Origin of the sequence: Mycolicibacterium moriokaense (assembly GCF_010726085.1) — a bacterium.
In the GTDB taxonomy this organism is placed as follows: domain Bacteria; phylum Actinomycetota; class Actinomycetes; order Mycobacteriales; family Mycobacteriaceae; genus Mycobacterium; species Mycobacterium moriokaense.
This window is the reverse complement of the sequence record NZ_AP022560.1, coordinates 2874132-2896936: the sequence shown is the minus strand read 5'-3', so window position 1 is coordinate 2896936 and position 22805 is coordinate 2874132. Positions and strand designations below refer to the sequence as shown.

Here is a 22805-nt window from a genome sequence, read left to right as displayed (position 1 = left end):
TCTGTGACGACGATTCTGGACATTCGCAAGCTGAAACTGCCGCGGCTCTCGCGCGGCATGGTCATCGTCGGAACGCTGGTGATCATCCTCGGCCTCACGGCGGCGATCGTCGGCTTCCAGCTGTACCGCAAGCTGACGACCAACACCGTCGTGGCGTACTTCCCGTCCGCGATCGCGCTCTATCCCGGCGACCAGGTGGAGGTGCTTGGGATCCGGGTCGGCTCCATCGACACGATCGAACCGGTCAACGGTCGGATGAAGGTCACCTTCCACTACGAGAACAAGTACAAGGTGCCCGCCGACGCGACGGCGACGATCCTCAACCCCAGCCTCGTCGCATCGCGGACCATCCGGCTGGGGCCGCGCTATGAGGGCGGGCCGACGCTGGCCGACGGTGCGGTCATCCCGATCGAGCGCACCCAGGTTCCCGTCGAATGGGACGATCTGCGTGACGATCTCGGCAACCTGGTCGAAGAGTTCAAGCCAACGCCCCAACAACCCGCCGGACCCATCGGCGAGGTCATCAACTCGTTCGCCAACGGTCTGGACGGCAAGGGCGAGGCCATCAACAAGACGCTGACGTCGCTGTCGGAGGCCGTCACCGCGCTCAATGAGGGTCGCGGCGACTTCTTCTCCGTCGTCCGCAGTCTTGCGTTGTTCGTCAACACGTTGCAGGCCAATGACGAACAGTTCGTCCAACTCAACTCCAACCTCGCCGAGTTCACCGGTTCACTGAGCAACTCGGACCAGGAGTTGTCGACGGTGATCACCGAGGTCGACTCGCTTGTCTCGACGTTGCGAACCTTCCTCGGCGAGAACGGCTCTCAGCTGGCGCACGACATCAACCAACTGGCCGAGGTCAGCAACGCCGTCGTCCAGCCGGAACCGCGCGAAGGTCTTGAGATGGGCCTGCATGTCCTGCCGAACACCGCCGCCAACCTGGCCGCGATCTACGAGCCCGCCCACGGCGCCACCACGGGTGCACTCGTGGTGACCAACTTCGCCAACCCCCTGCAGATGATCTGCAGCGTCATCCAGGCCGGCAGCCGGCTCGGCTATCAGGAGTCCGCCGAACTCTGCGCCCAATATCTAGCGCCGATCTTCGACGCCATCAAGTTCAACTACCCGCCGTTCGGTCAGAACATCTTCAACACGGCGTCGACGCTTCGCGATCAGGTGGCCTACTCCGAGGAGCGGCTGCGCCCGCCGCCGGGATACAAGCCCACGACGGTGCCCGGTGTGTTCGCGCCCGACAACATCTTCTCCCACCGCAACCGGGGCGAAACGACATGGCGAATCGGTCCCGGAATGGAGGGCCTGGAGTTGCAGCCCGGCACCCAACGCATGCTGGCCCCAGAGGATCTCGCACAGCTGCTCGGCACAGCACCGCCACCCCAGCCCGCCGCTGCCCCACCACCCGCGCCCCTGCCCGCCGAGGCGCCGCTACCCGCGGAGGCAGGACGATGAACAAGGTACGCCGCATCCTCTGGCGCACACTGGTATTCGCCGCCGTCATGCTCGCGACGGTGTCGTGCAGCCAGTGGCGCGGCATCGCGAACGTGCCGCTGCCCGGCGTGCCCGGCAGCTCCGGGGAGCACTACACCGTCTACATCCAGATGCCCGACGTGCTCGCGGTCACCGTCAACAGCAGGGTCCGCGTGGTCGACACCTACGTCGGCACCGTGCGCGCCGTCGAGCTGAAGAACTGGATCGCCACCGTCACCGTCGACATCCGCAGCGACGTCAAACTGCCCGCGAACGCCACCGCGAAGATCGGGCAGACCAGCCTGCTGGGCACCCAGCACCTCGAGTTGGCGGCACTCCCGGATCCGTCACCGGAGCCGCTGCGCAACGGTGACACCATTCCGCTGCAGCATTCGTCGGCCTATCCCACCACCGAACGCACCCTCGCCAGCGTCGCGATGGTGCTGCGCGGCGGTGGCATCGAACACCTAGAGGTCATCACCACCGAGGTCAACGATGTGTTGTGGGGCAACGCAGAACGGATCCGCAGCTTCCTGGCCAAACTCGAGACCTTCATCACCGAGCTCAACCAGCAGCGTGAGCAGATCACCCGCGCCACCACCGAGGTTCGCGACCTCCTCGCCATCGCGGCGGCCAACGAGCGAACCCTGGACCGCGTGCTCACCGCATTCCCGCCGCTCGTGCAGCATTTCGCGGACCAGCAGGAGCTGTTCGCCGACGGTGCCGAAGCATTCGGCCGCTTCAGCGCGGTCACCGACCGGACGCTGACCGCAGCGCGCGCCGACATCGACGATAACCTGCGGCTGCTGCAACGTCCGCTGCGCGAACTCGGAAGAGCCGCACCGCATCTGCCCGGGGCGCTGGAGATCCTGCTGACCCTGCCGTTCACCGCCGACGGGGTCGGCAAGTTCGTCCGTGGCGACTACATCAACCTGTCGCCGACCTTCGACCTGACGCTGAGCACGATCGACAACTCGTTCCTCGCGGGCACCCGGTTCTCCGGGGCCCTGCGTGCGCTCGAGCAGTCGTGGGGCCGCGATCCCAACACGATGGTCCCCGACATCCGGTTCACCCCGAACCCGCTCACGGCGCCGGGTGGTCCGTTGGTCGAGAGGTCGGAGTGAGATGTTGCTGACCCGCTTCGTCCGCATCCAGCTGATCATCTTCACGCTGCTGACGATCTTCGCGGTGACGGTGTTGTGCATCTACTACCTTCGGCTGCCGAGCCTCGTGGGCGTCGGTCATTACACGTTGCACGCGCAGCTGCCCGCGTCCGGTGGCCTGTACGCGACCGCCAACGTCACCTACGGCGGGGTGACGGTCGGACGGGTCACCGATGTGCAACCCGTCGGTCGCGGTGTCGTCGCGTCGATGAGCATCGACAACCGCTACGAGATCCCCGCCAACGTCTCGGCCAACGTGCACTCCGTGTCCGCCGTCGGTGAGCAGTACCTCGACCTTGTCGACCCCGACCCGGGCCTCCCCACCAACGACTTCCTGCGACCCGGCCAGACGATCACCACCGGCACCGTGCCCGCCGAGGTCGGTCCGATCCTCGATGCGACCAATAAAGGCCTGTCAGCGCTGCCCAAGGACCAGATCTCCAAGCTGCTCAAGGAATCGTCGCTGGCGGTCGGCGGGCTCGGACCCGCCCTGCACCGATTGGCGGACTCCACTCAGCTGATCGTCGGCGACTTCGACGCGAATATCGACAGCATCAACGACATCATCGACAATTCGGGTCCGATTCTCGACAGCCAGATCCGGTCGTCCGACGACATCGACCGCTGGGCAGCCAATCTCAGCACCCTGGCGGCGCAGTCGGCGCAGAAGGACGACACGGTGCGCCATCTGCTGACCGAGGCCGTCCCCACCATCGAGGCCGCCAGGGCGGTGATCACCGACGTTCGCGACTCGCTGCCGCAGCTGCTGGCCAATTCCGCGATCGTGCTGGACATGCTCAAGCGTTACGACAACGGCCTCGAGCAGTTCCTGGTGATCCTCCCGCAGGGAGCCGCAGTCGCACAGACGGTGCTCGCACCGTATCCCGGCACCGTCGGCCTGAACTTCAACCTCACCATCAACCAGCCGCCCGCCTGCCTCACCGGTTTCGAGCCGCCGGGCAACTGGCGCTCCCCCGCGGACACCACCACCGCGCCGCTGCCCACCGACATCCGGTACTGCAAGATTCCGAAGGGCGCTCCGAATGTCGTTCGCGGCGCACGCAATTACCCATGTGCCGACGTACCCGGCAAGCGCGCCGCCACACCGAACGAGTGCCGCAGCAACGAACCCTATGTGCCGCTGGGCACCAACCCGTGGTACGGGGACCCCAACCAGGTCCTCGACTGCCCTGCGCCTGCCGCCCGCTGCACGCGTCCGGTTGAGCCGGGCCTGGTGATCCCCGCACCGACGATCAACACCGGCATGAACCCGATGCCCGCCGATCAGCTGCCGCCGCCCGAGCCCGTGCGCAGCGATCCACTCACCCCGCCGAGTCAGGGCACCGTGCAATGCGATGGCCGGCAACCGAAGCCGTGCAGCTACACCCCGTCGCTGCAGGCAACCGGCGTGTACTCACCGGCCAGCGGTGAGGTCGTCGGACCCGACGGCGTGCGCTACCGGGTGGAGAACACGCTGCCCGACGTCGACAACGGCTGGAAGGACATGCTGGCGCCCGCGGGCAGTTAGACCCTCACGCCACCCGCGGGAAGTTCAGCATCCGCCGTGCGTTGTCCTCGACGATCAACTTGCATTCGTCATCGGGGACTTTGGTGAGCACCTCCGCGGCCCGCTTGCGCGAGTTGGGCCAGTTGGAATCCGAATGGGGGAAATCGATTTCGAGCGTGATGCGGTCGACTCCGATCGTGTGCCGATTCACCAGACCGTGCTCGTCGTCGATGAAGCAGCCGTAGAAGTGCGCTCGGAACAGATCCGAAGGGCGCGTGTCGAAGTCGATGGGCTGGTAGTACCGGTGCCGCTTCCACACATAATCCGAACGCTCCAGAACGTAGGGCACCCAGCCGATCCCACCTTCGGACAACGAGAACTGCAGGTCCGGGAACTTCTGCAGCTTGCCCGAGAACAACAGGTCGACGGTGGTCCACATCAGGTTCGTCGAGAACAAGGTGATCGCCACCGCGAACGGTGCGTCCGGCAGCGTAGGCGTCGGCGAGGACGCGATTGCCGAATAGGAGAAGCCAGGCACGAACGAGCCCGAACCGAAGTGGAGTGACACCGGCATCTTCGCGTCAGAACACACGTCCCACAACCCGTCCCAGTGGTCGGAGTGGAACGAGGGCAGACCCATCGGCACGGGACTGTCGGGGAACGACACCGTGCGTGCCCCCTTCGCGGCGACGCGCTTGGCCTCGGCGACCGTCTCGTCAATGTCCCACACCGGCAGGATGGCCAGCGGGATGTAGCGGTCCGGCGCGGTCGCGCACCACTCGTCGATGTAGAAGTCGTTCCACGCCTTGACGCACAGCAGCGCGAGTTCCTTGTCCTGGCCACGGAAGAACGTGCTGCCCCCGAAGCCGGGCATCGAAGGGAAGCACAGCGCGGCCTGCACCCCGTCGAGGTCCATGTCGGCGATGCGGGCCACCGGGTCGTAGCAGCCCGGAATCATGTCCTCGTAGCGGACGGGGTCCATCCCCCACTCCTCGGGCGGCTTACCCGCCACCGCGTTGAGCCCGATGGTCGGCATGATCTGCCCGTCGTAGCTCCACAGATGCCTGCCCTCGAGCTCCACGATGCGCGGCCCGTTCTCCTGGAACTTCTGCGGCAGGCGATCCTGCCACACTCGCGGATGCTCGATCAGGTGGTCGTCGACGGAGACGATCTGATGATCATCTTGCAATGGCATGGTGTGCCTCCTGTGGATCCATCGGTAACGTGGGCTGCATGAAAGATGCGGAATCGGTTGAGGGTTCGGACCCGCCGCGCCAGCGGGTGGATGAGGACGACCACGATCTGCTGACTTTCGGTGAGGTGCATGAGCGTTTACGCATCGAGATCGCCTCCGCCAGAGATGCCGTCACCGAACTGGAAGCCGGCGGCGATGCCGATGCGTTGCAGCGGGCGCGTGATCGCTTGGCCGCACTGGAATCCGCGGCCAAGCGCAACAGCGCCAACCGCATCAACGACGCCAACTTCGAGAAGTTCTTCGGCTACGCCGGCACGGCCCAGCGCAATCTGTCGCCGCCGCAACCGGAGTGACGGTCCGAGCCATCGAGCGGCGGTGATCATCATGGCCTCGGTGGGCACGGCGGATTCGGCCCGACGCCACACATGCCGTGGTGCAGGTAACTGGGCACTTCATCAGCGGGCGGTTGCAGCTCGGCGTGCTGGTTGACCAGGTTGAAGCCGAGGTTGAACACCAGCATGATCAGGTTGAACACCGCCGTCAGCGCGAGGATGCGCACCAGGGTGACGGTGCGTTTGCTCTTCAGTTTCTCGATGCCGATGTCGGAGATCATCCGGCCGTTGCGGTCGCGCAGACAATAGATGGCGATGGACGAAACGCTGACCAGACCGCCGAACACGATGCCCTCGTACAGCGGGAACTGGTACAGGGTGCCACCGAAGATCGACCAGGTGTCGTCGACGCGCAGGTAGGTCCACAGTTTGATGCGATGGAAGTACTGCTCCAAGACGATGTCGAGCACGATGAACAGCACGAGCATCACGAACAGCACACCCGCGGTGTTGATGCGCGGCCACGTCTTTCGCATCCGGGCGATCACCTGATCGATGCCCATGATGGCCAGCGGCGTCAGCAGGATGTAGCTGGCGAGGAAGTAGATGATCGGCTGCGGATTCTCGGCGCCCTTGTGCACCCAGCCCGGGATGAACCCACCCCAGGTGCCCATGTTGAAGAACCCGGCGTTGTACCCGAACACCGGCCGCACGGCGTTCACACCGGGGTCCTGCCAGGCCGCCAGCAGCCAGGCCACCACGAAGATGCCGATGGCCGGAAGTTGTTTGTCCCGCCGCGTCTTCCGGATCAGCCAGACGAGCAGGACCACCCCGCCGAGCATGCAGCCGATCTCCCAGAATCGGATCCAGGCGATGCTCGACCCCGGGATCGGGTCGGGTCCGGCGGGTGCGGGCCTGAACTCGTCCGAAAATATCCAGCGGGCGTAGACATAGAGCTGGAACACCACGAAGACGGCACCCAGCCGGGCCAGCCACACTATCGGGGGTGAATCCCGGTAGGTCTTCGGCGCCTCGTCCAGAGACTCGGGGGCGTCGATGTTGCGCTCGGTGGTCATGTGACGACTCCCGTCCGTGTGAAGGCCTCGATGACCCTGGTGCCGTACTGCTTGCGTCGTCGCGCACTGACCAGAAATCCTGGCGGCGAATGGAATCCGAGATCGGGTAGCGACTGCCGGGCGGCGAGCATCGCGCGGGCCTGCTCGGTGTCGCCGCACGCCGCCATCGCCCACAGCATCTCGTCGGTGACATGGTTACCGATGGCGCGCGGGTCCCCTTCGCGGAACGCCGCCCGGATCGCGGCCACCTCGTCCTGCCAGCCGTGCAGCGCGACGAGCGAGTCGTAGGTCTTGACGGTCAGATAGAACGCGATCTGACGCTTGGCATCCTCGATCGCCCGCTGCGGATCCTCGTCGTCGATTGCGGTGATCACCCACCCCCACCGCAACAGCTCCGCGGGGTCACGGCCGGCGCGCCGCGCCCCGAGGGCCAGGTTCGGCTCCACCACCTCGGCCCACCAGCGGTCGGTGAACAACCCGTGCCCGAGCACCCCGTCGGCGACGCCGCCGACGGTTCGCAGCATGTGAATGTTGAACGCGCCCAGCAGGATCGGCACGCCGATCCGGCCCAACACCGGGGCCTGAATGCGGGCGTCGAGGTGGTAGAAGTCGCCGTCGAACGTGATCCGCTCACCGTTTTCGGCATCCAGGAACGCCCTGATGCAGGTGACGAGCTCGCGCATCCTCGGCGCTGGATGTGACGAGTCCCCCCCGAACCAGTCGCTGTTCATCCGGCTGGTCCCCGCGCCCAGCCCGAGGAACACCCGGCCCGGCGCGATCTGGTTGAGGTGTCGGGCCGCCGACGCGTGCACGAACGGCGACCGCGCGAACGCGTAGGCGACGCCTGGGCCGATCCGCGCGGCGGTGGTCTGGTGTGCCATCTCCGATGCGGTGACGTAGGCGTTGCTGTCGGCGAACTCGCCGGCGCAGAATGCCGCCGCGCCGGCGGATTCGGCCTGTCTGGCGAGTTCGGCGCCCGGCCAGGGCATCGCCCACTGCATCGTTATCAGAATCTCAGGGAGGCGCCGGCGTCGACCTTGAGTTGCACGCCGGTGACATAGCGGGACTCGTCGGATGCCAGATAGCAGACCGCATGCGAGACGTCGTCGGGTTCGACATAGGGAATCGGCATGCCCTGCAGGATCGGGAAGGTCAGCACGGCGTCGTCGAGCGTCGGATGTTCGAGGTCGGGCCGGAACATCTTGTACATCGGTTCGTTGTGCAGCATCGGGGTGTTGACGTTGGTCGGATGCACCACGTTGACTCGGATCGACTTGGGCGCCAACTGGTTCGCCAGCGCCATCGTGTACTTGTCGATGAACTGCTTGGCCAGGTTGTAACCCGCACCACCGGCGCCGTTGGGTCCCATACTGACGGCGGGCCCGGCCTTCTCGGCCAGCAATCCTGCGATCGACCCGACCGTGATGATTGAGGCGCCCTCCGAAAGATGAGGCAGCGCAACATGAACCGTGTTGACCACGCCGACGAAGTCCACATCGAAGGCGTTGGCGAAAGCGTCGATCGGCACATCCGTGCCCATCGGGCAGATGCCTGCGTTGGCGACAACGACGTCGAGCTTCCCGAGTTCGGCGACGGCATCGTTGAGCGCCGTCCCCAGTGCTGCCCGGTCCCGCACGTCGACGACGGCCGTCACGGCTCGGCGTCCGGTCTTCTCCACCTCGCGGCCCACCTCTTCGAGATCGTGCTCGGTGGCCAGCGAATAGGCGTTGTGTTCGACGTCGGAGCAGATGTCGAACAGGATGACGTCGGCGCCCTCCTCTGCCAGCCGCACCGCATGCGACCGGCCCTGACCACGCGCACCCCCGGTGACGAGTACGACCTTGTCCTGCACTCTGCCCACGTTCGTTCCTTCCCTCGGATTTCTACTGCACGGCGTTGTCGAGTTGCTCTCTGAGACGGTGCTTTTGCACTTTGCCGCTGATGGTGCGCGGCAGCTCGGGAACCACCACGACACGTTCGGGCGTCTTCTGTCTGGCCAGTCCGCACGCGGCGAAGTGCGCTGCGGCGTCGGCGGTGTCGAAGGAGTCGCCACCGTTGAGGACGACGAACACGCAGACCCGTTCGCCGTACTTCTCGTCGGGTGCGCCGACCGCGGCGGCTTCCGCCACCGCCGGGTGGCTGCTGACCACGTCCTCGACTTCCTTCGACGAGATGTTCTCGCCGCCGCGCACGATGATGTCCTTCTTGCGGTCGGTGATGGTGAGAAAGCCGTCGGCATCCAACCGTCCGACGTCGCCGGTGCGGAACCACCCGTCGATGAAGCTGGCCTCGGTGAAACGCGGGTTGGTGTAACCCCGGAACAGTTCCGGGCCCTGCGTGAGGATCTCCCCGTCGACGCCGACCGGGACGTCACGACCGTCGTCGTCGACCAACCGGACCGCCGTTCCCGGGGCGATCCGGCCGTCGGTGTCGGCCCGCTTGTCCAGCGGGTCCTCGGGACGGCCGACGCTGATGGTCGGGTGCTCGCTGGATCCGTAGCAGCGGTAGGCGCCGATGCCGAAACGGTCGGCCCGCCGGATCAGCGCGCCGGCGACACCCGCGGCGCCGGTGGTGTACTCACGCAGGCTCGACACGTCGAGACTGTCGCGTTCGGCGACGTCGAGGATGCCGCCGAGGTGGATCGGCGCGCCCGCCGACACCGCGACCCGGTGCTTGGCGATCAGCCACGCGGCCGCCTCGGGGTTCCACGCATCCATCGCGACGGTGCCGCCGGAACGGCACATCAGGCGCAGGATGCCCAACGTCCCGGCGATGTGGCCCGACGGGAACACCGCCAGCGTGGTTTCACCGGCCTCGGTGTGGCGCAGCGCATCCATCGCGTGCAGTTCGCCGAGCAGCGATCCGTGGCTGTGCTGGACGCCCTTGGGCTCGGCCGTCGTACCCGACGTGTACACCAACAGCGCCCGGCTGTCCGGATCGGGACGATACGGTGTGAAACCCGTTGGCGGAGTAGCGCTCAGCTCATCGAACGGGATCGTCCCGGCGTCCCCGCCGCCGAGCATGATGCGGTACTTCAGGTCGGGCAGATCGGCGAGCGCGGCGACCGTGGCGCCCGTGTCGCGGTTGCGCAGTTCGCGGGCCAGGATGATGGCACGCGCTCCCGACTGCCTGGCGATGAACGCGACCTCGGCGGGCCCGTAGATCGGCACGATGGGTAAGACGACGGCGCCGCACAGCCAGACCGCCGCGTGCGCCGAGAAACACTCCCGCCAGTTCGGCAGCTGCAGCGCGACGACATCACCCGGGCCAACACCCAGCCCCGCCAGCCCGGCGGCCAGCCGAATGCTCTCGTCGAAGAGTTCGGCGACGGTGAACTCGTCGGGGTGGACGTCGCTGTGCACGACGACGGCGGTGTCGGGGTCCTGGCGGATGAACCCGGCGATCTCGTCGGGAATGGTGGAGGCGGCCGTCACTGCGGTGCGCTCGGATTCGGTCAGCACGACAGCAGCACACATCCCGCGATCGGACCGCCGCCCGCGGAGGCGACAGCCACTTCAGGGCGCGTGGGGATGGCGGTGTCGCCTGCCAAGCCACGCAGCTGCTGGCAGGCCTCGTACAGCACCCAGTACCCGTGCATCCGGCCTGCCGACAACTGGCCGCCGTAGGTGTTCAACGGCAACTCGCCGTCGCGTGCGATGCGTTGGCCGCCTTCGACGAACGGTCCACCCTCGCCGTCGGCGCAGAAGCCCAGCGCCTCCAACCAGGCCAGCGTGAGATAGCTGAATCCGTCGTACAGTTCGACCAGATCCACGTCGGCCGGTTTCAGGTCGGTCTGCGCCCACATGTCGGCCGCGGCGTCGTGCATCGCCATCTTCGGGTAATCGAGCCTGCCGGTCCAACCGCCCGCCCCCGACGCCCCGCCAGCGGCCTCGATGGTGACCGCGCCGTGCGGGGTGTCGGCGCGATGCTCCGGGGTGGACACCACCAGCGCGATCGAACCGTCCACCGGCACATCGCAATCCAGGAGCCCGAGCGGTGAGGAGATGGTTCTGGCGCCGAGGTACTGCTCCATGGTCATCGGATCCCGGTACACCGCCAACGGATTGCGCTCGGCGTTGCGCCTGGCGTTCAACGCGATCCAGCCGAGCTGCTCCTTGGTGGTGCCGTAGCGGTCCATGTGGGCACGGCAGTGCATGGCGAGCCAGTTGGCCGCCGAATAGGCATGCGCGGCAAGCAGATAGCCGACCTCGACCATGTCCATCCCGCCACCGGCACGCTTGCCACCCGACGCCGGCGCCTGCGCGGCGCGCTGATCCACCGTGCCGCCGATCATCTGTACGGTCCGGTACACGAGCACATGACACGCGCTGCCCTCGGCGACCAGATCCCGCGCCGCGACGACCGGGGTCAGCAACCCGTTGCGCCCGAGCGTTGGACCCTGCTCGCCGGCCTCCGCGATGCTCAGCGCCCTCGCCGCCTCATCGGCCGGAGTGTCGCCCATGGTGAGCACGGCGTCGATGTCGGCGGGCGTCAACCCCGCGTCGGCGATGGCGGCGGCACAGGACTCAACCGTGAGATCCAGCGCCGGAATACCGGTGCGGCGCCCGATCCGGGAGATGCCGGCACCCGAGATCACCGGTGCGCTCGCCGGGGTGGCCGACATTCAACCTCCTTGGAGACCAATAAACTTAATCAGTGTACTTTTATGTCGTGCCTGATACATCGGTTACTTCGGACTTCTTGCACGCCCCGCGCATGCTGCCGCCACTCGACGACGCCTCGCGTCCTTATTGGACCGGGGGCGCCGAGGGCAGGCTGCTCATCGCACACTGCGCGCGGTGCCAGCGGTACTTCCATCCCCCACGGTCGGCATGCCCGACGTGCGATGCGGATCCGGAGTTCGTCGCGGTGTCCGGGCGCGGCACCGTGTTCACGTTCACGGTGTGTCATCAGCAGTTCAATCCCAGCGTGCCAACGCCATTCGTGGTTGCGCTGATCGAGTTGGCCGAGCAGCCGGGCCTGAGGCTGGCCGCGAATGTCGTCGACTGCGACCCCGAATCGGTGCGCTCCGGCATGCCGGTCGAGGTCCGGTTCGTACAGCAGGATGACGCCTGGGTCCCGGTGTTCGTGCCGGTCACTTGATCAGCGGGTCCCGGGGCAATCCGAGGATGCGCTCGGCGATCTGATTGCGCGTGATCTCCGAGGTGCCGCCCGCGATGGTCATTCCGCGGGAGGCCAGCATCATGAACCCCGGATACTTGCCGGGTCCGCTGACCAGCGCGACGTCGGGCCCGACCAATTCCGCCGACAACCGTGCCCGCTCCACGACGTGCTCGGCGATCAGCAGCTTGGTGACGTTGCCCTCGGGGCCGGGTTCGGCGCCGACCACGCTGCGCGCCGCCCGACGCAGGTTCAGTAGCCGCAACGCGTGGTCGTCGGCAAGGAACCTGCCTGCTCGCTCGCGTGCGGCCGCCACCCGGTCGCCGTAGCGCTGTGTCAGATCGACCACCATGGCGGCGGCGCCCTGACTGCCGGGTAGCCCGCCGCCGATGCTGACCCGTTCGTTGCCGAGCGTCGCGCGCGCCACGCGCCACCCGTCGTTGGGTTCGCCGACCACGTCGCGGTCGGGCACGAAGACGTCATTGAAGAACACCTCGTTGAACTCCGACCCGCCGGTGATCTGGCGCAGTGGGCGGACTTCGACCCCAGGTGCGTTCATGTCGATGATGACGGTGGTGATGCCCGCGTGTTTGGCGGCGGACGGATCGGTGCGCACGGTCGCCAGGCCGTAGCGGCAATACTGCGCGCCGCTGGTCCAGACCTTCTGGCCGTTGATGATCCAACCACCGTCGGTGCGGGTGGCCTTGGTGCTGACCGCCGCCGCGTCCGATCCGGCGCCGGGTTCGGAGAACAGCTGGCACCACACGTGCTCACCGGTCAGCGCCGGGCGCACCAGTCGTTCGATCTGATCGGCGGTGCCGTGCTGGATCATCGTCAGCACCACCCAGCTGGTGATGCCGAACTCCGGTCGTTTGATGCCGGCCGCGGCCATCTCCTGCTCGATGACCAGTTGCTCCACCGCGCCGGCGGCCCGACCCCACGGCGTCGGCCAGTGCGGCATGATGTAACCGGTTTCGATCATCTTCTCGCGCAGCTCTTTCGGCTCCAGACCGGACCAGGATGCGAACTCGGCGCGGATCCGGTGGCGCAACTCCTCCGCTTCGGGCGGCAGGTCGATCGAGTTCTCCCGGACGACGCCCTTGGCGGTCAGCTCGTAGACGTCGAGCGGCGCGTCGTGCCCACCGAGCAGGCCGCGCAGCGTGATCGCACGCCGCAGATGCAGGTGCGCGTCGTGCTCCCACGTGAATCCGATGCCGCCGTGTACCTGGATGTTCAGTTCGGCGTTGTGCACGTAGGCCGGGAAGGCCAGCGTCGCCGCACATGCCGCCATGAGCGCGAACTCCTGCTCCCCCGCCTCGGCGGCCCGCGCCGCGTCCCATACGGTGGCGCCGGCTGATTCAGCGGCGACCAGCATGTTGGCCAGATGATGCTTGACCGCCTGGAAGGTGCCGATGGTGCGGCCGAACTGCTCACGCACCTTGGCGTACTCGACGGCCGTGTCGAGGCAATCATGGGCGGCCCCAACGGCTTCCGCGGCCAGGATGGTCCTGGCGATCGCGCGGGCGATCCCCGCCGCGCCCGGCAATAGCTCGGCGGCGCCGACCTCGACGTCAGTCAGCGTGACGCGTGCAGCACGTCGGGTGGGATCGAGGTTGGTTTTCAGGTCGACGGTGACCCCGTCGGTCCCGGCCGGGAGCACCAGCACGTCATCGCCGACCGTCAACACCAGCACATGGGCCACCCCGGCACCCAGCACCACGCCCGCGTCGCCCGAACAGCGCGAACCGTCGAGCGTCAGAGAGGCGTTGAAGCCGACCCCCGCGGTCGACGTACCGTCCACCAAGCCGGGCAGCCACCGTTGACGTTGCTCGTCGGTGCCCGCCGTCGAGATGATCGCCGACGCGATCACCGTGGGGACGAACGGTCCGGGCGCCACCGCACGACCGAATTCCTCTGTCACCACGACGAGTTCGGCCAGTCCGCACCCAGAACCGCCGTACTCCTCCGGCACATGCAGTCCGAGCCACCCGAGCCCGGCCAGTTCGGACCAGAAGTCGGGCCGCGATTCGGTGTCGGCGTCCAGCAGCGCTCTGGCCGCGGCACGCACCCCGCGCGCCTGAAGGAAGGACCGGGCGACCTCGGCTAGCTCACGGTGGTCTTCGGTGATGGCGATACCCATCGCTGCACTCCTGTTTCGCTGGAATCGTGAAGTTCGGGCCAGGTCCGACGCCGCAACGCGCCGGACGCCGTTCTGGTGAGGTAGTCGTCGCGCTTGATGCCGCGCCACAGCTGGGTGACGTAGTCGCGCTCGTCGAGCTCGCCGCGGGCGACCCGTTCCGCGAGCGCGGCACGTCCCGACGGCACCGATGACGGGGTGGCACCGAGCATTTCGGCCAGCTCGGCGAGTTCGGCCGCGTCGACCTGCGCGCCGACCCGGTCCACTTCTGCGAGGTACTTGACCAGCCGGGCGGCGCCCTTGACGTAGCGGACGGCCAACGGGTCGGTGGTGCGCCCGACCGCGTCGGACAGCGCTGCCGCCGTGGCGTCGTACACCGGGCCACATTCGGATTCCTGCTCGTCGTCGGGGAATTCGACCTCGACGTCGGGAATGCCGACCACGCGAGCCAGCGCCTCCACCAGCAACCGCCGGTGCAGCATCCCGTAGATCAAGCTGTTCCCCGCGTCGGGCGAATGGGCAGGCACCGACGCGCGCACGTCCATGCCGCCCGGGTTCATCGACGCCAGCCGGGTCTCGGCGAACAGCCGGTAGTACCAGACCCGGGCTTCGTCGATCGGGTGCCCGGACAGCCGTTCGTATTCGGCGATGCGGTCGGGGAAATGGGTGAAGGTGTCCTGCACGGTGCGCAACGACAGCCAGGCGATGTCGTCCATCGGGTCACCGAAATGCGCCAGCTCCCAGTCGACGATCGCGGTCACCTTGCCGTCGGCGTACATGAAGTTGCCCGGTCCCGTGTCCCCCTGGACCAGCACGGTCGGACCGTCGTAGTCCGGGATGTTGCGCTCGAGCCAGTCGATGCAGAACGACACCAGCGGTGCCGGTTTTCCGTATGCCGCAACGCGTTCCCGCATTTTCGTCAATTCGTCCCGCACGTGCCCGGGCACCGGTCCTGCCTGGCCCAGGCTGGCGATGTTCAGCGTGCCGGCATCGACACGATGCAGATAGGCCAGCTTGGCGATGAAGTCCTGCGCGACGCGGACCTGATCGTCGGGATCCTTGATCAACCGGAACCAGGTTTCGCCGCCGACCCGTTCCAGCAGCACGGCCTGCTCCACCGGGTGGGCAGCCAGCACCCGCGGCACCGTCACACCGCGGCATGACAACTCCGCCATGATCTCGGCCTCCACCTGCAAGGGGTGAAAGATGCTGAGGGGATTCGACGGCTTCGGGTCATAACGCAGGAACAACTCCTGGCTGCCGTCAGGTCCGTGCGCGTCGACGAACCAGGCCTGCCTGCTGGCGCCGCCGGGGACCTGCTTGACGTCGACCCGATCGGCGCCGGTGGCCTCGACGATCCACTGCTGCAGTTCGGGGGAGATCTCTGCGGCCTTGCTCATGAGCGCGCGCCTGACTTCGCCGCCGCCGCAGCCAGCCACGCCTTGACCGCCGCGCGGTGCTCGGCCGTCATACCGCTTCGCACCATGCGCTCGCTTTCGGCCGCCAATGCCTGCTCCAGCGGAAGGCTCTGCGCGTCACGGACGTTGGCCTTTGTTCCGGCGAAGGCGTCGGTCGGTCCGGCGGCGATCTGCGCGGCCCAGCGCAGGGCGGCAGCCGGGAGTTCAGGGTCGTCGACGACGCGGTTGAACAGCCCGAGGCGCAGCCCGGCCTCGGCGTCCACCGGTTCGTCGGCGATCAGCAGCTCCAGTGCTTTGGCGGGGCCGACCAGCCGGGTCAAGAACCAGGCACCGCCGAAGTCGCCCGAGAACGCGAGCTTCGACCAGCCGGGGATGAGCCGCGCCGAGCGTGCGGCGATGCGCATATCGGCGGCCAGTGCGATGCTCATGCCCGCCCCGACGGCGGCCCCTGGCAACGCGGCGATCGTCACCTTGGGCATCCGGTGCAGCAACGTCACCATCCTGGCGTTGTCGGCGAGGATCGCGGCCTGGGCGTGCACCTTGGCTTCGATATCGGCGGCGGGGGTCGGCGGCTGCTTGGCTGAATTGCCGTCGCGCACATCGCCGCCCGCGCAGAACGCACCGCCCGCACCCGTGAGGAGAACGCAACCGATCGTGTCGTCGGCGCCGAACTGTTCCAACAACCGCGGCACCGCCACGTACATCTCAGCATGCAGCGCGTTACGCCGCTCGGGCCGGTTGAGGGTGATGACCCCGACCCCGTCGACGACCTCGGCCAGTACGGTTTCGGTACCGGTCTCGATCGGCTGGGCTGAGCTCACTTGCGTGATTTCCCGATCAGTTCGTTGTGGCGGTCGAGCATCTGCACCGCCTTGCGGCGCAACTCCTCGTCCGGGACGGGCAGCGTCACCGGGCCGTGCTCACGGCTGGGCAGCGCCACGGTCGCGGTGGCCGGAGCGGTGATCTCGCCGCGCTGGCTGGTGCACCGGAACTCTAGGTCCACCAACGCATTTCCGTTCTCCATGCGCTTACCGACTACCTCACCGGTGATGAACTGGGTGTCCCCGATGAAGTTGAACTTGCGCATCTCGTCGTGCTGGCGCACCAGCCAGCCGTCGTCGCCCATCCAGTCGGTGACGTAGTGGGTGAGCCAACACTCGCGCATCACGCCGTAGTCGTAGGCCATCGGATTGCCGATGGACTGCGACCACTCGTTCTCCCAGTGCAGCCGCTGCGCGACGTCGGGGATGCCTGCCGCGTTCTTGATGTAGAACTTCGGCACCCGCTGCCGGTTCTTGTAGCCGATCCGCGCAGCGCCGATCCCGTACGGGCCGAATCCGTAACCACCCGAGTGGAAGCTAATCACGTCGGTGAGCGTCAGCGGGCCCTTGACCATCTTGGGCATCTCCTCGCCGACCTGGACGTCCTCCCAATAGCGCGGCTCAGCACCGCGGGGTTTCTCGGCGGCGTAGATCTCGTCGATCTCGGCGATCTGCTCATCGGTGTAGGTCGCAGGCTTGATATCCATGTACTTGCCGCGTTCACGGGACTTCTGGCGTTCGGTCGCGATCAGGATGATGCGGGCGACCACGACCACCTCGCCGCGCTGATTCACCCTGACCTGCCGGATGATCCGGATGATCGAGCGCCCGGCGTACTCGCTGTGCTTCTCCTCGATCGACTCCAGCCCACCGAAGCCGTAGAGCGAGTCGCCCGGCCGCACCGGTTGATACCACTCGGTGGTCTGACCGGAGACGAAGACATGGATGCCGGAGAACAGCCCCCTGGTGGCCTTGCGGATGTCCTCGGGAATGGGATCGCCGAGCATCTTCTTCGACATCGCCGAGAAGATCATCGGCGGCGCGATCACCCCTCCCCAGCGGGTTTTGGCCGCGTACTCCGGATCGCAGAACAACGGGTTGTCATCACCGGCGCCGCGCGCGAAGTTGCGGATTCCGTCGACGCTGGCTTCACGGTAGAACTCGTCGATGCTCGTCGGGGCGTCGATACCGAGCAGCAGTTTGGCGCGCTCGATGTCCTCATCCTTGATGGCGTGGTCGAATTCCTGTTGTTGCGTCTGGGTCATGTCAGTACATCCGTATCGGTAGGTTGATCAATCCGCGTAGCGAGACCGTGGACTTGTAGCGCAGGCTCTCCCTCGGCGCCGTCAATTCCCAGTTGCCGAAGCGCTGTAAGAGCGTGTTCAGGGCGATGCGGCCTTCCAGCCGGGCCAGCTGATGCCCCAGGCAGTAGTGGATGCCGAAGGCGAATGCCAAGTGCCTGTTGGGTTTCCGCGTCAGATCGAGCGTCTCGGGGTTCTCGAAAACGGCTTCGTCGAAGTTCGCCGACGTGATGGACCCCAGCACCTGAGAGCCGCGTGGAATCGGCACACCGCCGATCTCGAGATCCGTCAGCGCGAAACGCGCGGCACCGTCGGCGACGGGTGAGGTGAACCGGAGCAGCTCCTCCACCGCCGTCGACTCCAGCAGTTCGGGTTGGCGCCGAAGCAGCTGCAGCTGTTCGGGATTCTCGGTGAGGGCCAGCACGCTGCTGCCGATCAGGTTGGCGGTGGTGTCATGGCCGGCCAGCAGCAGAAGGAAGATCATGCACACCGCCTCACGGTGGCTGAGCCGGTCACCGTCTTCCTCGGCGCGGACGAGCTCGGAGATCAAGCCGTCGTCCGGATGCAACCGGCGGTCTTCGATCAGTGCCTCGAACAGCTTGCCGAGCTTGCGCGCGCTGAAGTATGACCCGACCAGGTTGCCCTGCTGTTCGCCCATCTTCTCGACGAGCGTGTGGAACCTGTCCCGGTCCTCGTCGGCGACGCCGAGCATGGTGGCGATCACGGCCAGCGGCAGTCGAACGGCGTACGCGTGGATCAGGTCCACGTCACGCTCAGCCGCGAGCTGGTCGGCGAGCTCCTCCGCGATCTTGGTGATGTCGGTCGCCATCGTCGACACCAACTTCGGCGTAAAGGCCTTGTGCACCAGCGTGCGTAGACGCTTGTGGTCGGGGTCGTCCTTGAACACCATCGTCTGGGCCAGCATCCGCAGGCTCGGCGGCAACAGCCAGATGAACTTGCCTGCCGGCGAGTTCTTCGTGACGTCGGTGGAGAAGCGGTCGTCGCTGTGGATGAACATGACGTCGTCGTAGCGGGTCAACAGGTAGCCACCCTTGCCCTGCAGGATCCCCTGGGCCGTCGCCCAGGACACCGGGTGGTGTTGACGCAGGTATGCGAACCGCGCATGCGGGGTGTCCAGCATCTCGCGCGAGCTGAGATCGGTCTTCTCAAGTGTGTCAATCACTTTGGGCATTACCACTCCCGTCTCTGCCGAATTGCGCCAGCACCGAATGCGCGGCCGCGGCGCCCATCGAGAGTCCCCATCGCAACTTCTCCGTATCTCGGCTTCGCCTGAGAATTATTAGTACACTGAATAGTATGATTTACGCTACCCCCCAATCGGACGCCGATCCCAGCGCCGCAGGGGACGGTGAACTTCAGGCCATCGAATTCGCCGTCGGCGCCGACCACGTGGCCACGGTGACGCTGAATCGGCCGGACGCCATGAACGCCATCTCCGATCGAATGGCCCGTGAGCTGGCCTGGGCCTGGCAGACGGTGCGCGATACCGACGACATCCACGTGGTCGTATTGCGGGCCGCGGGCGACCGGGCCTTTTGCACCGGGGTGGACGTCAAGGGAGACGCCAGCTGGTTCCTGAAGTCCAACGTGTGGAACAGCTTCGACCCCGGGGTGTGGGTCTCCCCGAAGATCGCGCACCGCTGTTGGAAACCGGTGATCACCGCGGTGCACGGGCTGGTGGCCGGCGGCGGGCAGTACCTGCTCAACGAGGCCGACATCATCATCTGCTCCGAGGACGCCGCGTTCTTCGACCCGCACGCGAACGCGTCGATCGTCTCGGCGCTGGAACCCATCGGCATGCTACACCGCGGGGTGCCGCTCGGCGACGTGCTGCGCTGGGCGCTGATGGGTACCGAGGAGCGCATCTCCGCCCACACCGCACTGCGGCTCGGGCTGGTGACCGAGGTCGTCGAGCGCGACGCGCTGTGGGATCGCGCCCATGAGATCGCGGCCACCATCGCCGCGCGGAACCCCCAGGCAATCCAGGGCACCATCCGCGCGATATGGGAATCTCTTGACATGACCAGGTCGACCGCGCTGCAGAACGGTATGGCCTACACCCACATCGGCAACCCACCGATCGCCGAACGCCGCGCGGCGCCACGGCGCAACGGGCCACCCAGCTACCGGTGATGCCGTGGAACAGGACCTGATCGCGCCCCGGATCGACTCGCGCCAAGCCAAACTCGCGGGCCGAGCGGCGGAGCAGATCGTCGCCGACGTCATCGAGTTGGGTTGGCCGGTCGGCCATGTGCTCGGTTCCGAGGCCGAACTGCTCGAGCGGTACGGGGTGAGCCGCGCGGTGCTGCGCGAAGCGGTGCGACTCATCGAGCACCAGCACGTCGCGCGGATGCGGCGCGGCACCGGCGGCGGCCTCGTCATCGACGAGCCCAACGTCGACGCGGTGATCGGCCCGACGGTGATCTACCTGCTCCGCGCGGGCGCCACGCTCGACGAGCTCTTCGACACGCGCATCATCCTGGAGGAACTGGTCGCCGAGCTGGCCTCGCAGCGGGTCGACGAGGCCGACATCCGCACGGTGCGCGAAACCCTGGCCAACGAGTCGTCGGGCAACTTCACCGACGCCCGACTTCTGCACACCCAGCTGGCCACGCTGACCGGAAATCCGGTGCTGCAGTTGTTCGTCGAGACCTTCAGCCGCGTCATCGAATTCCACTTCAAGGACGATGCGGTGCTGCCCCCGAACGTGAGCAAGGAGGTGCAGCACGCGCACGCGAGCATCGCCCGTGCGATCCTCACCAACAATCCCGGGATGGCCCGCGAGCGCATGAGCAGGCACCTGCGCGCCGAGGCGGAGTTCATCGCCCGCCAGCCGGCCACGGTGCAACACCTGGACCCGACCGCCGCGCTGGCGGGTACCGACGGCGACAAGCGTGGCGAGGCGCTGGCCAGACAGATTTTCGCGTGGGTGCTCGAGACCGAGGCGAAGCCGGGCACGTTCATCGGGTCCGAGGCCGCGCTGATGGCCAAGTACCGGGCCAGCCGGGCGGTGCTGCGCGAGGCCATCCGGATCCTGGAGTACCAGCAGATCGCACTCACCCGGCGCGGACCCGGCGGCGGGCTGTTCGTCACCGAGCCGGACAGCGCGGCGCTGACCGACATCATCTCGATCTACCTGCGCCGCCACGGGGTCACCGCAGAACACATCCACGAGCTGCGCAGCGGGCTGGAGCTGGCCGTCGCCGAGCGGGCCGCGAACGCCGTGCGCGACGGCGCGGTCGACGCCTCGATCATCGAGAAGGCGCTGGCCACCGAATCCGAGAAGGGACTTATCGCCGCATATGCCCACCGCGAGGATTTCCACTCGATGCTGGGCCAGCTGTCGGGCAACCGCGCGCTGGAACTGGTGCACCGGGTGACCATGCGCCTGGGCTGGAACTTCTTCTCGCAGTACGCCGATGCCGACCCGCAGGCGATCGAACGCGCCGCCCGAGCCGTCGATCCCGCGCACCGCGGCATCGCCGACGCGTTGTTGGCCGGGGACAGCGAACTCGCCGTCGTGCGGATGCGCGCACACGTTTCGACCACTTCGCCGCCGGCCGGGTGACCTTCGGGGTGCCTCGCAGATAGGCTGTCGCAGCGATTATATTGAGTATACTGTTATAGCTAATTCCAGATGGGAGCGCACGTGAAGCATTCGTGGGACCGGCGGCTCGGAGTGTGGTGGATCGCCGAGGATCACCCCCACGCACCGGCGATCGCCGAGTCGCCGAGCGGACGCACGATGACCTTCTCCGAACTCGCCGCAGCCGCTCACCGGGTGGCCAACGCGCTGCGCGCCCATGGAATCGGGGACGGCGAGGCCGTCGCCTACGCGCTGCCCAACGACGTCGACGCCGTCGTATGGCAGTTGGCGACGCTGGAAACCGGGTTGCGCTACCTGACGCTGAACCCGACGCTGTCGACCGACGAGTTCGCCTCGATTCTCGAGCACTCCGGCGCAACCGCCCTGGTCACTCATGTCGACTACCTCCAGCGCTGCGCCGAAGCCGCGACCGGCGCCACGCTGCGCGTGGTGGTCGGCGCCGCGGCGGATGACGCGCTGCCGTCGGGGTTCATCACCGATACCGAACTGGTCGCCGACCAGCCGTCCACACCGCCCGCCAAACGCAAGCAGGGCGATTCCATCCGGTACTCCTCGGGCACCACCGGCAAGCCAAAGGGCATCATGCGTCCACTCGAGGACCGCGATCCGTCGGTGGCCGCCAATGCGATGGCGGTGTTCGGCCACGCCTTCGACTTCCGTCCATTCGACGGCGTGCACCTGGTGTCCACGGGCATGCATCACGCCGGTTGTCAGAGCTTTTACCTCGGGGCGCTGAACGTCGGTCAGGCGCTGGTGATCCTGGGCAAGTTCGACGCCGAGCAGACGCTCGCTGCCATCGACAGCCACCCGGTCACGTCCGCCTACATGGTGCCCACCCAATTCGTGCGCATGCTCAAACTCCCGCACGACGTGCGCAGCAAGTACGACGTGTCGAGCCTGCGGTCTGTGGTGCATTCGGCGGCGCCGTGTCCGCTGCAGGTCAAGAAGGAGATGATGGACTGGTGGGGCCCGGTGATCTGGGAGACCTACGGCGGCACCGAGGGTGCGGCGACCATCGCCAAGCCGTATCGCTGGCTGGAGAAGCCGGGCACGGTCGGGCGCCCGGTGCGTGGGATGAGCGTCAAGATCCTCGATGACGAAGGAAATCCGTTGCCCGCCAACGAAGTCGGCAATGTCTACATCGAGTCGCTGTCAGGACGGAGCTTCGAGTACCGCAACGACGCCGAACTCACCGCCTCGGTGTACCGGGGCAATGCGTTCACGCTCGGCGACCTCGGATATCTCGACGACGACGGCTACCTGTTCATCTGTGACCGCGCCAAGGACATGATCATCAGCGGCGGAGTCAACATCTACCCGGCCGAGGTCGAGGGCGTGCTGTCCAGTCACCCGGCGATCACCGATGTGGCGGTGATCGGCATCCCCGATCCCGAATGGGGCGAACAGATCAAGGCGGTGGTCGAACTCGTTCCTGACGCGGAACCGTCCGACGCCCTGGCCGAGGAACTGATCGCATACACCCGGGCGCGGTTGGCCGGGTTCAAGTGTCCCCGCTCGGTGGACTTCACCCCACAATTGCCGCGCACCGAGACGGGCAAATTGATGAAACGTCAGATACGCGACCCCTATTGGGTCGAAGCTGGTCGGCGGGTCTGAGAGG

At 66.8% G+C, this 22805-nt stretch carries 19 protein-coding genes; 8 read left to right on the top strand and 11 right to left on the bottom strand.

What is annotated here, in order from left to right; genetic code table 11:
* Positions 1 to 3: 3 nt before the first annotated feature.
* From G6N43_RS14095 to G6N43_RS14085, 3 genes are read left to right on the top strand one after another with little or no spacing between them, the layout of a single operon-like run.
* Entirely contained in the window at positions 4 to 1467 is a 1464-nt protein-coding gene (locus G6N43_RS14095; RefSeq protein WP_083155691.1) for a virulence factor Mce family protein, read from the top strand.
* Complete coding sequence (locus G6N43_RS14090; RefSeq protein ID WP_083155689.1) at positions 1464 to 2609, top strand: MCE family protein; 1146 nt, start codon at positions 1464 to 1466, stop codon at positions 2607 to 2609. The genes G6N43_RS14095 and G6N43_RS14090 overlap by 4 nt, the downstream gene beginning before the upstream one ends.
* A gap of 4 nt (positions 2610 to 2613) precedes the next feature.
* Positions 2614 to 4176 (top strand): MCE family protein, encoded by a 1563-nt coding sequence (locus G6N43_RS14085; RefSeq protein WP_083155764.1) that lies wholly within the window; start codon positions 2614 to 2616, stop codon positions 4174 to 4176.
* 4 nt (positions 4177 to 4180) lie between these two features.
* Here G6N43_RS14085 and G6N43_RS14080 read toward each other — a convergent pair whose 3' ends face one another.
* Entirely contained in the window at positions 4181 to 5350 is a 1170-nt protein-coding gene (locus G6N43_RS14080) for an amidohydrolase family protein (RefSeq protein WP_083155686.1), read from the bottom strand.
* Positions 5351 to 5388: 38 nt separating this feature from the next.
* Between G6N43_RS14080 and G6N43_RS14075 the strand changes: the two genes are divergently transcribed.
* Positions 5389 to 5703: an acyl-CoA synthetase gene (locus G6N43_RS14075; RefSeq protein WP_083155683.1), complete on the top strand. Its 315-nt coding sequence runs from the start codon at positions 5389 to 5391 to the stop codon at positions 5701 to 5703.
* A 29-nt stretch (positions 5704 to 5732) separates the two neighbouring features.
* Here G6N43_RS14075 and G6N43_RS14070 read toward each other — a convergent pair whose 3' ends face one another.
* The 5 genes from G6N43_RS14070 to G6N43_RS14050 are packed head-to-tail and all read right to left on the bottom strand — an operon-like array spanning position 5733 to position 11382.
* Complete coding sequence (locus G6N43_RS14070) at positions 5733 to 6758, bottom strand: spirocyclase AveC family protein (protein WP_083155681.1); 1026 nt, start codon at positions 6756 to 6758, stop codon at positions 5733 to 5735.
* Positions 6755 to 7759 carry an LLM class flavin-dependent oxidoreductase gene (locus G6N43_RS14065; protein WP_083155679.1) on the bottom strand — a complete coding sequence of 335 codons (1005 nt, stop codon included), beginning with the start codon at positions 7757 to 7759 and terminating at the stop codon, positions 6755 to 6757. Before G6N43_RS14065 ends, G6N43_RS14070 begins: the two co-directional genes overlap by 4 nt.
* Positions 7760 to 7764: 5 nt before the next feature.
* On the bottom strand, positions 7765 to 8619 hold the full coding sequence (locus G6N43_RS14060) for a mycofactocin-coupled SDR family oxidoreductase (RefSeq protein ID WP_083155677.1): 855 nt from the start codon (positions 8617 to 8619) through the stop codon (positions 7765 to 7767).
* Positions 8620 to 8641: 22 nt separating this feature from the next.
* Complete coding sequence (locus tag G6N43_RS14055; protein WP_083155675.1) at positions 8642 to 10234, bottom strand: class I adenylate-forming enzyme family protein; 1593 nt, start codon at positions 10232 to 10234, stop codon at positions 8642 to 8644.
* A complete protein-coding gene (locus G6N43_RS14050; RefSeq protein ID WP_083155672.1) occupies positions 10213 to 11382 on the bottom strand; it encodes a thiolase family protein in 1170 nt (389 codons plus the stop codon). Before G6N43_RS14050 ends, G6N43_RS14055 begins: the two co-directional genes overlap by 22 nt.
* Positions 11383 to 11429: 47 nt before the next feature.
* Between G6N43_RS14050 and G6N43_RS14045 the strand changes: the two genes are divergently transcribed.
* Positions 11430 to 11861, top strand: coding sequence for a Zn-ribbon domain-containing OB-fold protein (locus tag G6N43_RS14045; RefSeq protein ID WP_308206487.1), 432 nt, complete (start codon positions 11430 to 11432; stop codon positions 11859 to 11861).
* Here the strand turns inward: G6N43_RS14045 and G6N43_RS14040 are convergent.
* Genes G6N43_RS14040 through G6N43_RS14020 form a run of 5 tightly spaced genes read right to left on the bottom strand, consistent with a single transcriptional unit; the run spans position 11854 to position 18748 of the window.
* The gene (locus G6N43_RS14040) at positions 11854 to 14019 is read right to left on the bottom strand and encodes an acyl-CoA dehydrogenase family protein (RefSeq protein ID WP_083155761.1); all 2166 of its coding nucleotides are present in this window, start codon (positions 14017 to 14019) and stop codon (positions 11854 to 11856) included. The genes G6N43_RS14045 and G6N43_RS14040 overlap by 8 nt on opposite strands.
* On the bottom strand, positions 13983 to 15416 hold the full coding sequence (locus G6N43_RS14035) for a phosphotransferase family protein (RefSeq protein ID WP_083155762.1): 1434 nt from the start codon (positions 15414 to 15416) through the stop codon (positions 13983 to 13985). Before G6N43_RS14035 ends, G6N43_RS14040 begins: the two co-directional genes overlap by 37 nt.
* Positions 15413 to 16255 (bottom strand): enoyl-CoA hydratase/isomerase family protein, encoded by an 843-nt coding sequence (locus tag G6N43_RS14030; RefSeq protein ID WP_179968004.1) that lies wholly within the window; start codon positions 16253 to 16255, stop codon positions 15413 to 15415. The genes G6N43_RS14035 and G6N43_RS14030 overlap by 4 nt, the downstream gene beginning before the upstream one ends.
* On the bottom strand, positions 16252 to 17520 hold the full coding sequence (locus tag G6N43_RS14025; RefSeq protein ID WP_083155666.1) for an FAS1-like dehydratase domain-containing protein: 1269 nt from the start codon (positions 17518 to 17520) through the stop codon (positions 16252 to 16254). The genes G6N43_RS14030 and G6N43_RS14025 overlap by 4 nt, the downstream gene beginning before the upstream one ends.
* A 1-nt stretch (position 17521) precedes the next feature.
* The gene (locus G6N43_RS14020; RefSeq protein WP_083155662.1) at positions 17522 to 18748 is read right to left on the bottom strand and encodes a cytochrome P450 family protein; all 1227 of its coding nucleotides are present in this window, start codon (positions 18746 to 18748) and stop codon (positions 17522 to 17524) included.
* Between the two features lie 125 nt (positions 18749 to 18873).
* Here G6N43_RS14020 and G6N43_RS14015 point away from each other — a divergent pair, with 125 nt between their 5' ends.
* The 3 genes from G6N43_RS14015 to G6N43_RS14005 all read left to right on the top strand — a co-directional run bounded on the left by G6N43_RS14015 (position 18874) and on the right by G6N43_RS14005 (position 22801).
* A complete protein-coding gene (locus tag G6N43_RS14015; protein ID WP_083155659.1) occupies positions 18874 to 19710 on the top strand; it encodes an enoyl-CoA hydratase/isomerase family protein in 837 nt (278 codons plus the stop codon).
* Between the two features lie 4 nt (positions 19711 to 19714).
* On the top strand, positions 19715 to 21145 hold the full coding sequence (locus G6N43_RS14010; protein ID WP_083155655.1) for a FadR/GntR family transcriptional regulator: 1431 nt from the start codon (positions 19715 to 19717) through the stop codon (positions 21143 to 21145).
* Between the two features lie 81 nt (positions 21146 to 21226).
* On the top strand, positions 21227 to 22801 hold the full coding sequence (locus tag G6N43_RS14005; protein WP_083155757.1) for an AMP-binding protein: 1575 nt from the start codon (positions 21227 to 21229) through the stop codon (positions 22799 to 22801).
* Positions 22802 to 22805 lie beyond the last annotated feature (4 nt).

Excerpts from the sequence above, each read along its gene's own strand:
- G6N43_RS14090 (WP_083155689.1), top strand. The coding sequence starts at position 1,464 with ATGAACAAGGTACGCCGCATCCTCTGGCGCACACTGGTATTCGCCGCC.
- G6N43_RS14080 (WP_083155686.1), bottom strand. The coding sequence starts at position 5,350 with ATGCCATTGCAAGATGATCATCAGATCGTCTCCGTCGACGACCACCTG.
- G6N43_RS14075 (WP_083155683.1), top strand. The coding sequence starts at position 5,389 with ATGAAAGATGCGGAATCGGTTGAGGGTTCGGACCCGCCGCGCCAGCGG.
- G6N43_RS14070 (WP_083155681.1), bottom strand. The coding sequence starts at position 6,758 with ATGACCACCGAGCGCAACATCGACGCCCCCGAGTCTCTGGACGAGGCG.
- G6N43_RS14065 (WP_083155679.1), bottom strand. The coding sequence starts at position 7,759 with ATGCAGTGGGCGATGCCCTGGCCGGGCGCCGAACTCGCCAGACAGGCC.
- G6N43_RS14055 (WP_083155675.1), bottom strand. The coding sequence starts at position 10,234 with ATGTGTGCTGCTGTCGTGCTGACCGAATCCGAGCGCACCGCAGTGACG.
- G6N43_RS14050 (WP_083155672.1), bottom strand. The coding sequence starts at position 11,382 with ATGTCGGCCACCCCGGCGAGCGCACCGGTGATCTCGGGTGCCGGCATC.
- G6N43_RS14040 (WP_083155761.1), bottom strand. The coding sequence starts at position 14,019 with ATGGGTATCGCCATCACCGAAGACCACCGTGAGCTAGCCGAGGTCGCC.
- G6N43_RS14035 (WP_083155762.1), bottom strand. The coding sequence starts at position 15,416 with ATGAGCAAGGCCGCAGAGATCTCCCCCGAACTGCAGCAGTGGATCGTC.
- G6N43_RS14025 (WP_083155666.1), bottom strand. The coding sequence starts at position 17,520 with ATGACCCAGACGCAACAACAGGAATTCGACCACGCCATCAAGGATGAG.
- G6N43_RS14020 (WP_083155662.1), bottom strand. The coding sequence starts at position 18,748 with ATGCCCAAAGTGATTGACACACTTGAGAAGACCGATCTCAGCTCGCGC.
- G6N43_RS14015 (WP_083155659.1), top strand. The coding sequence starts at position 18,874 with ATGATTTACGCTACCCCCCAATCGGACGCCGATCCCAGCGCCGCAGGG.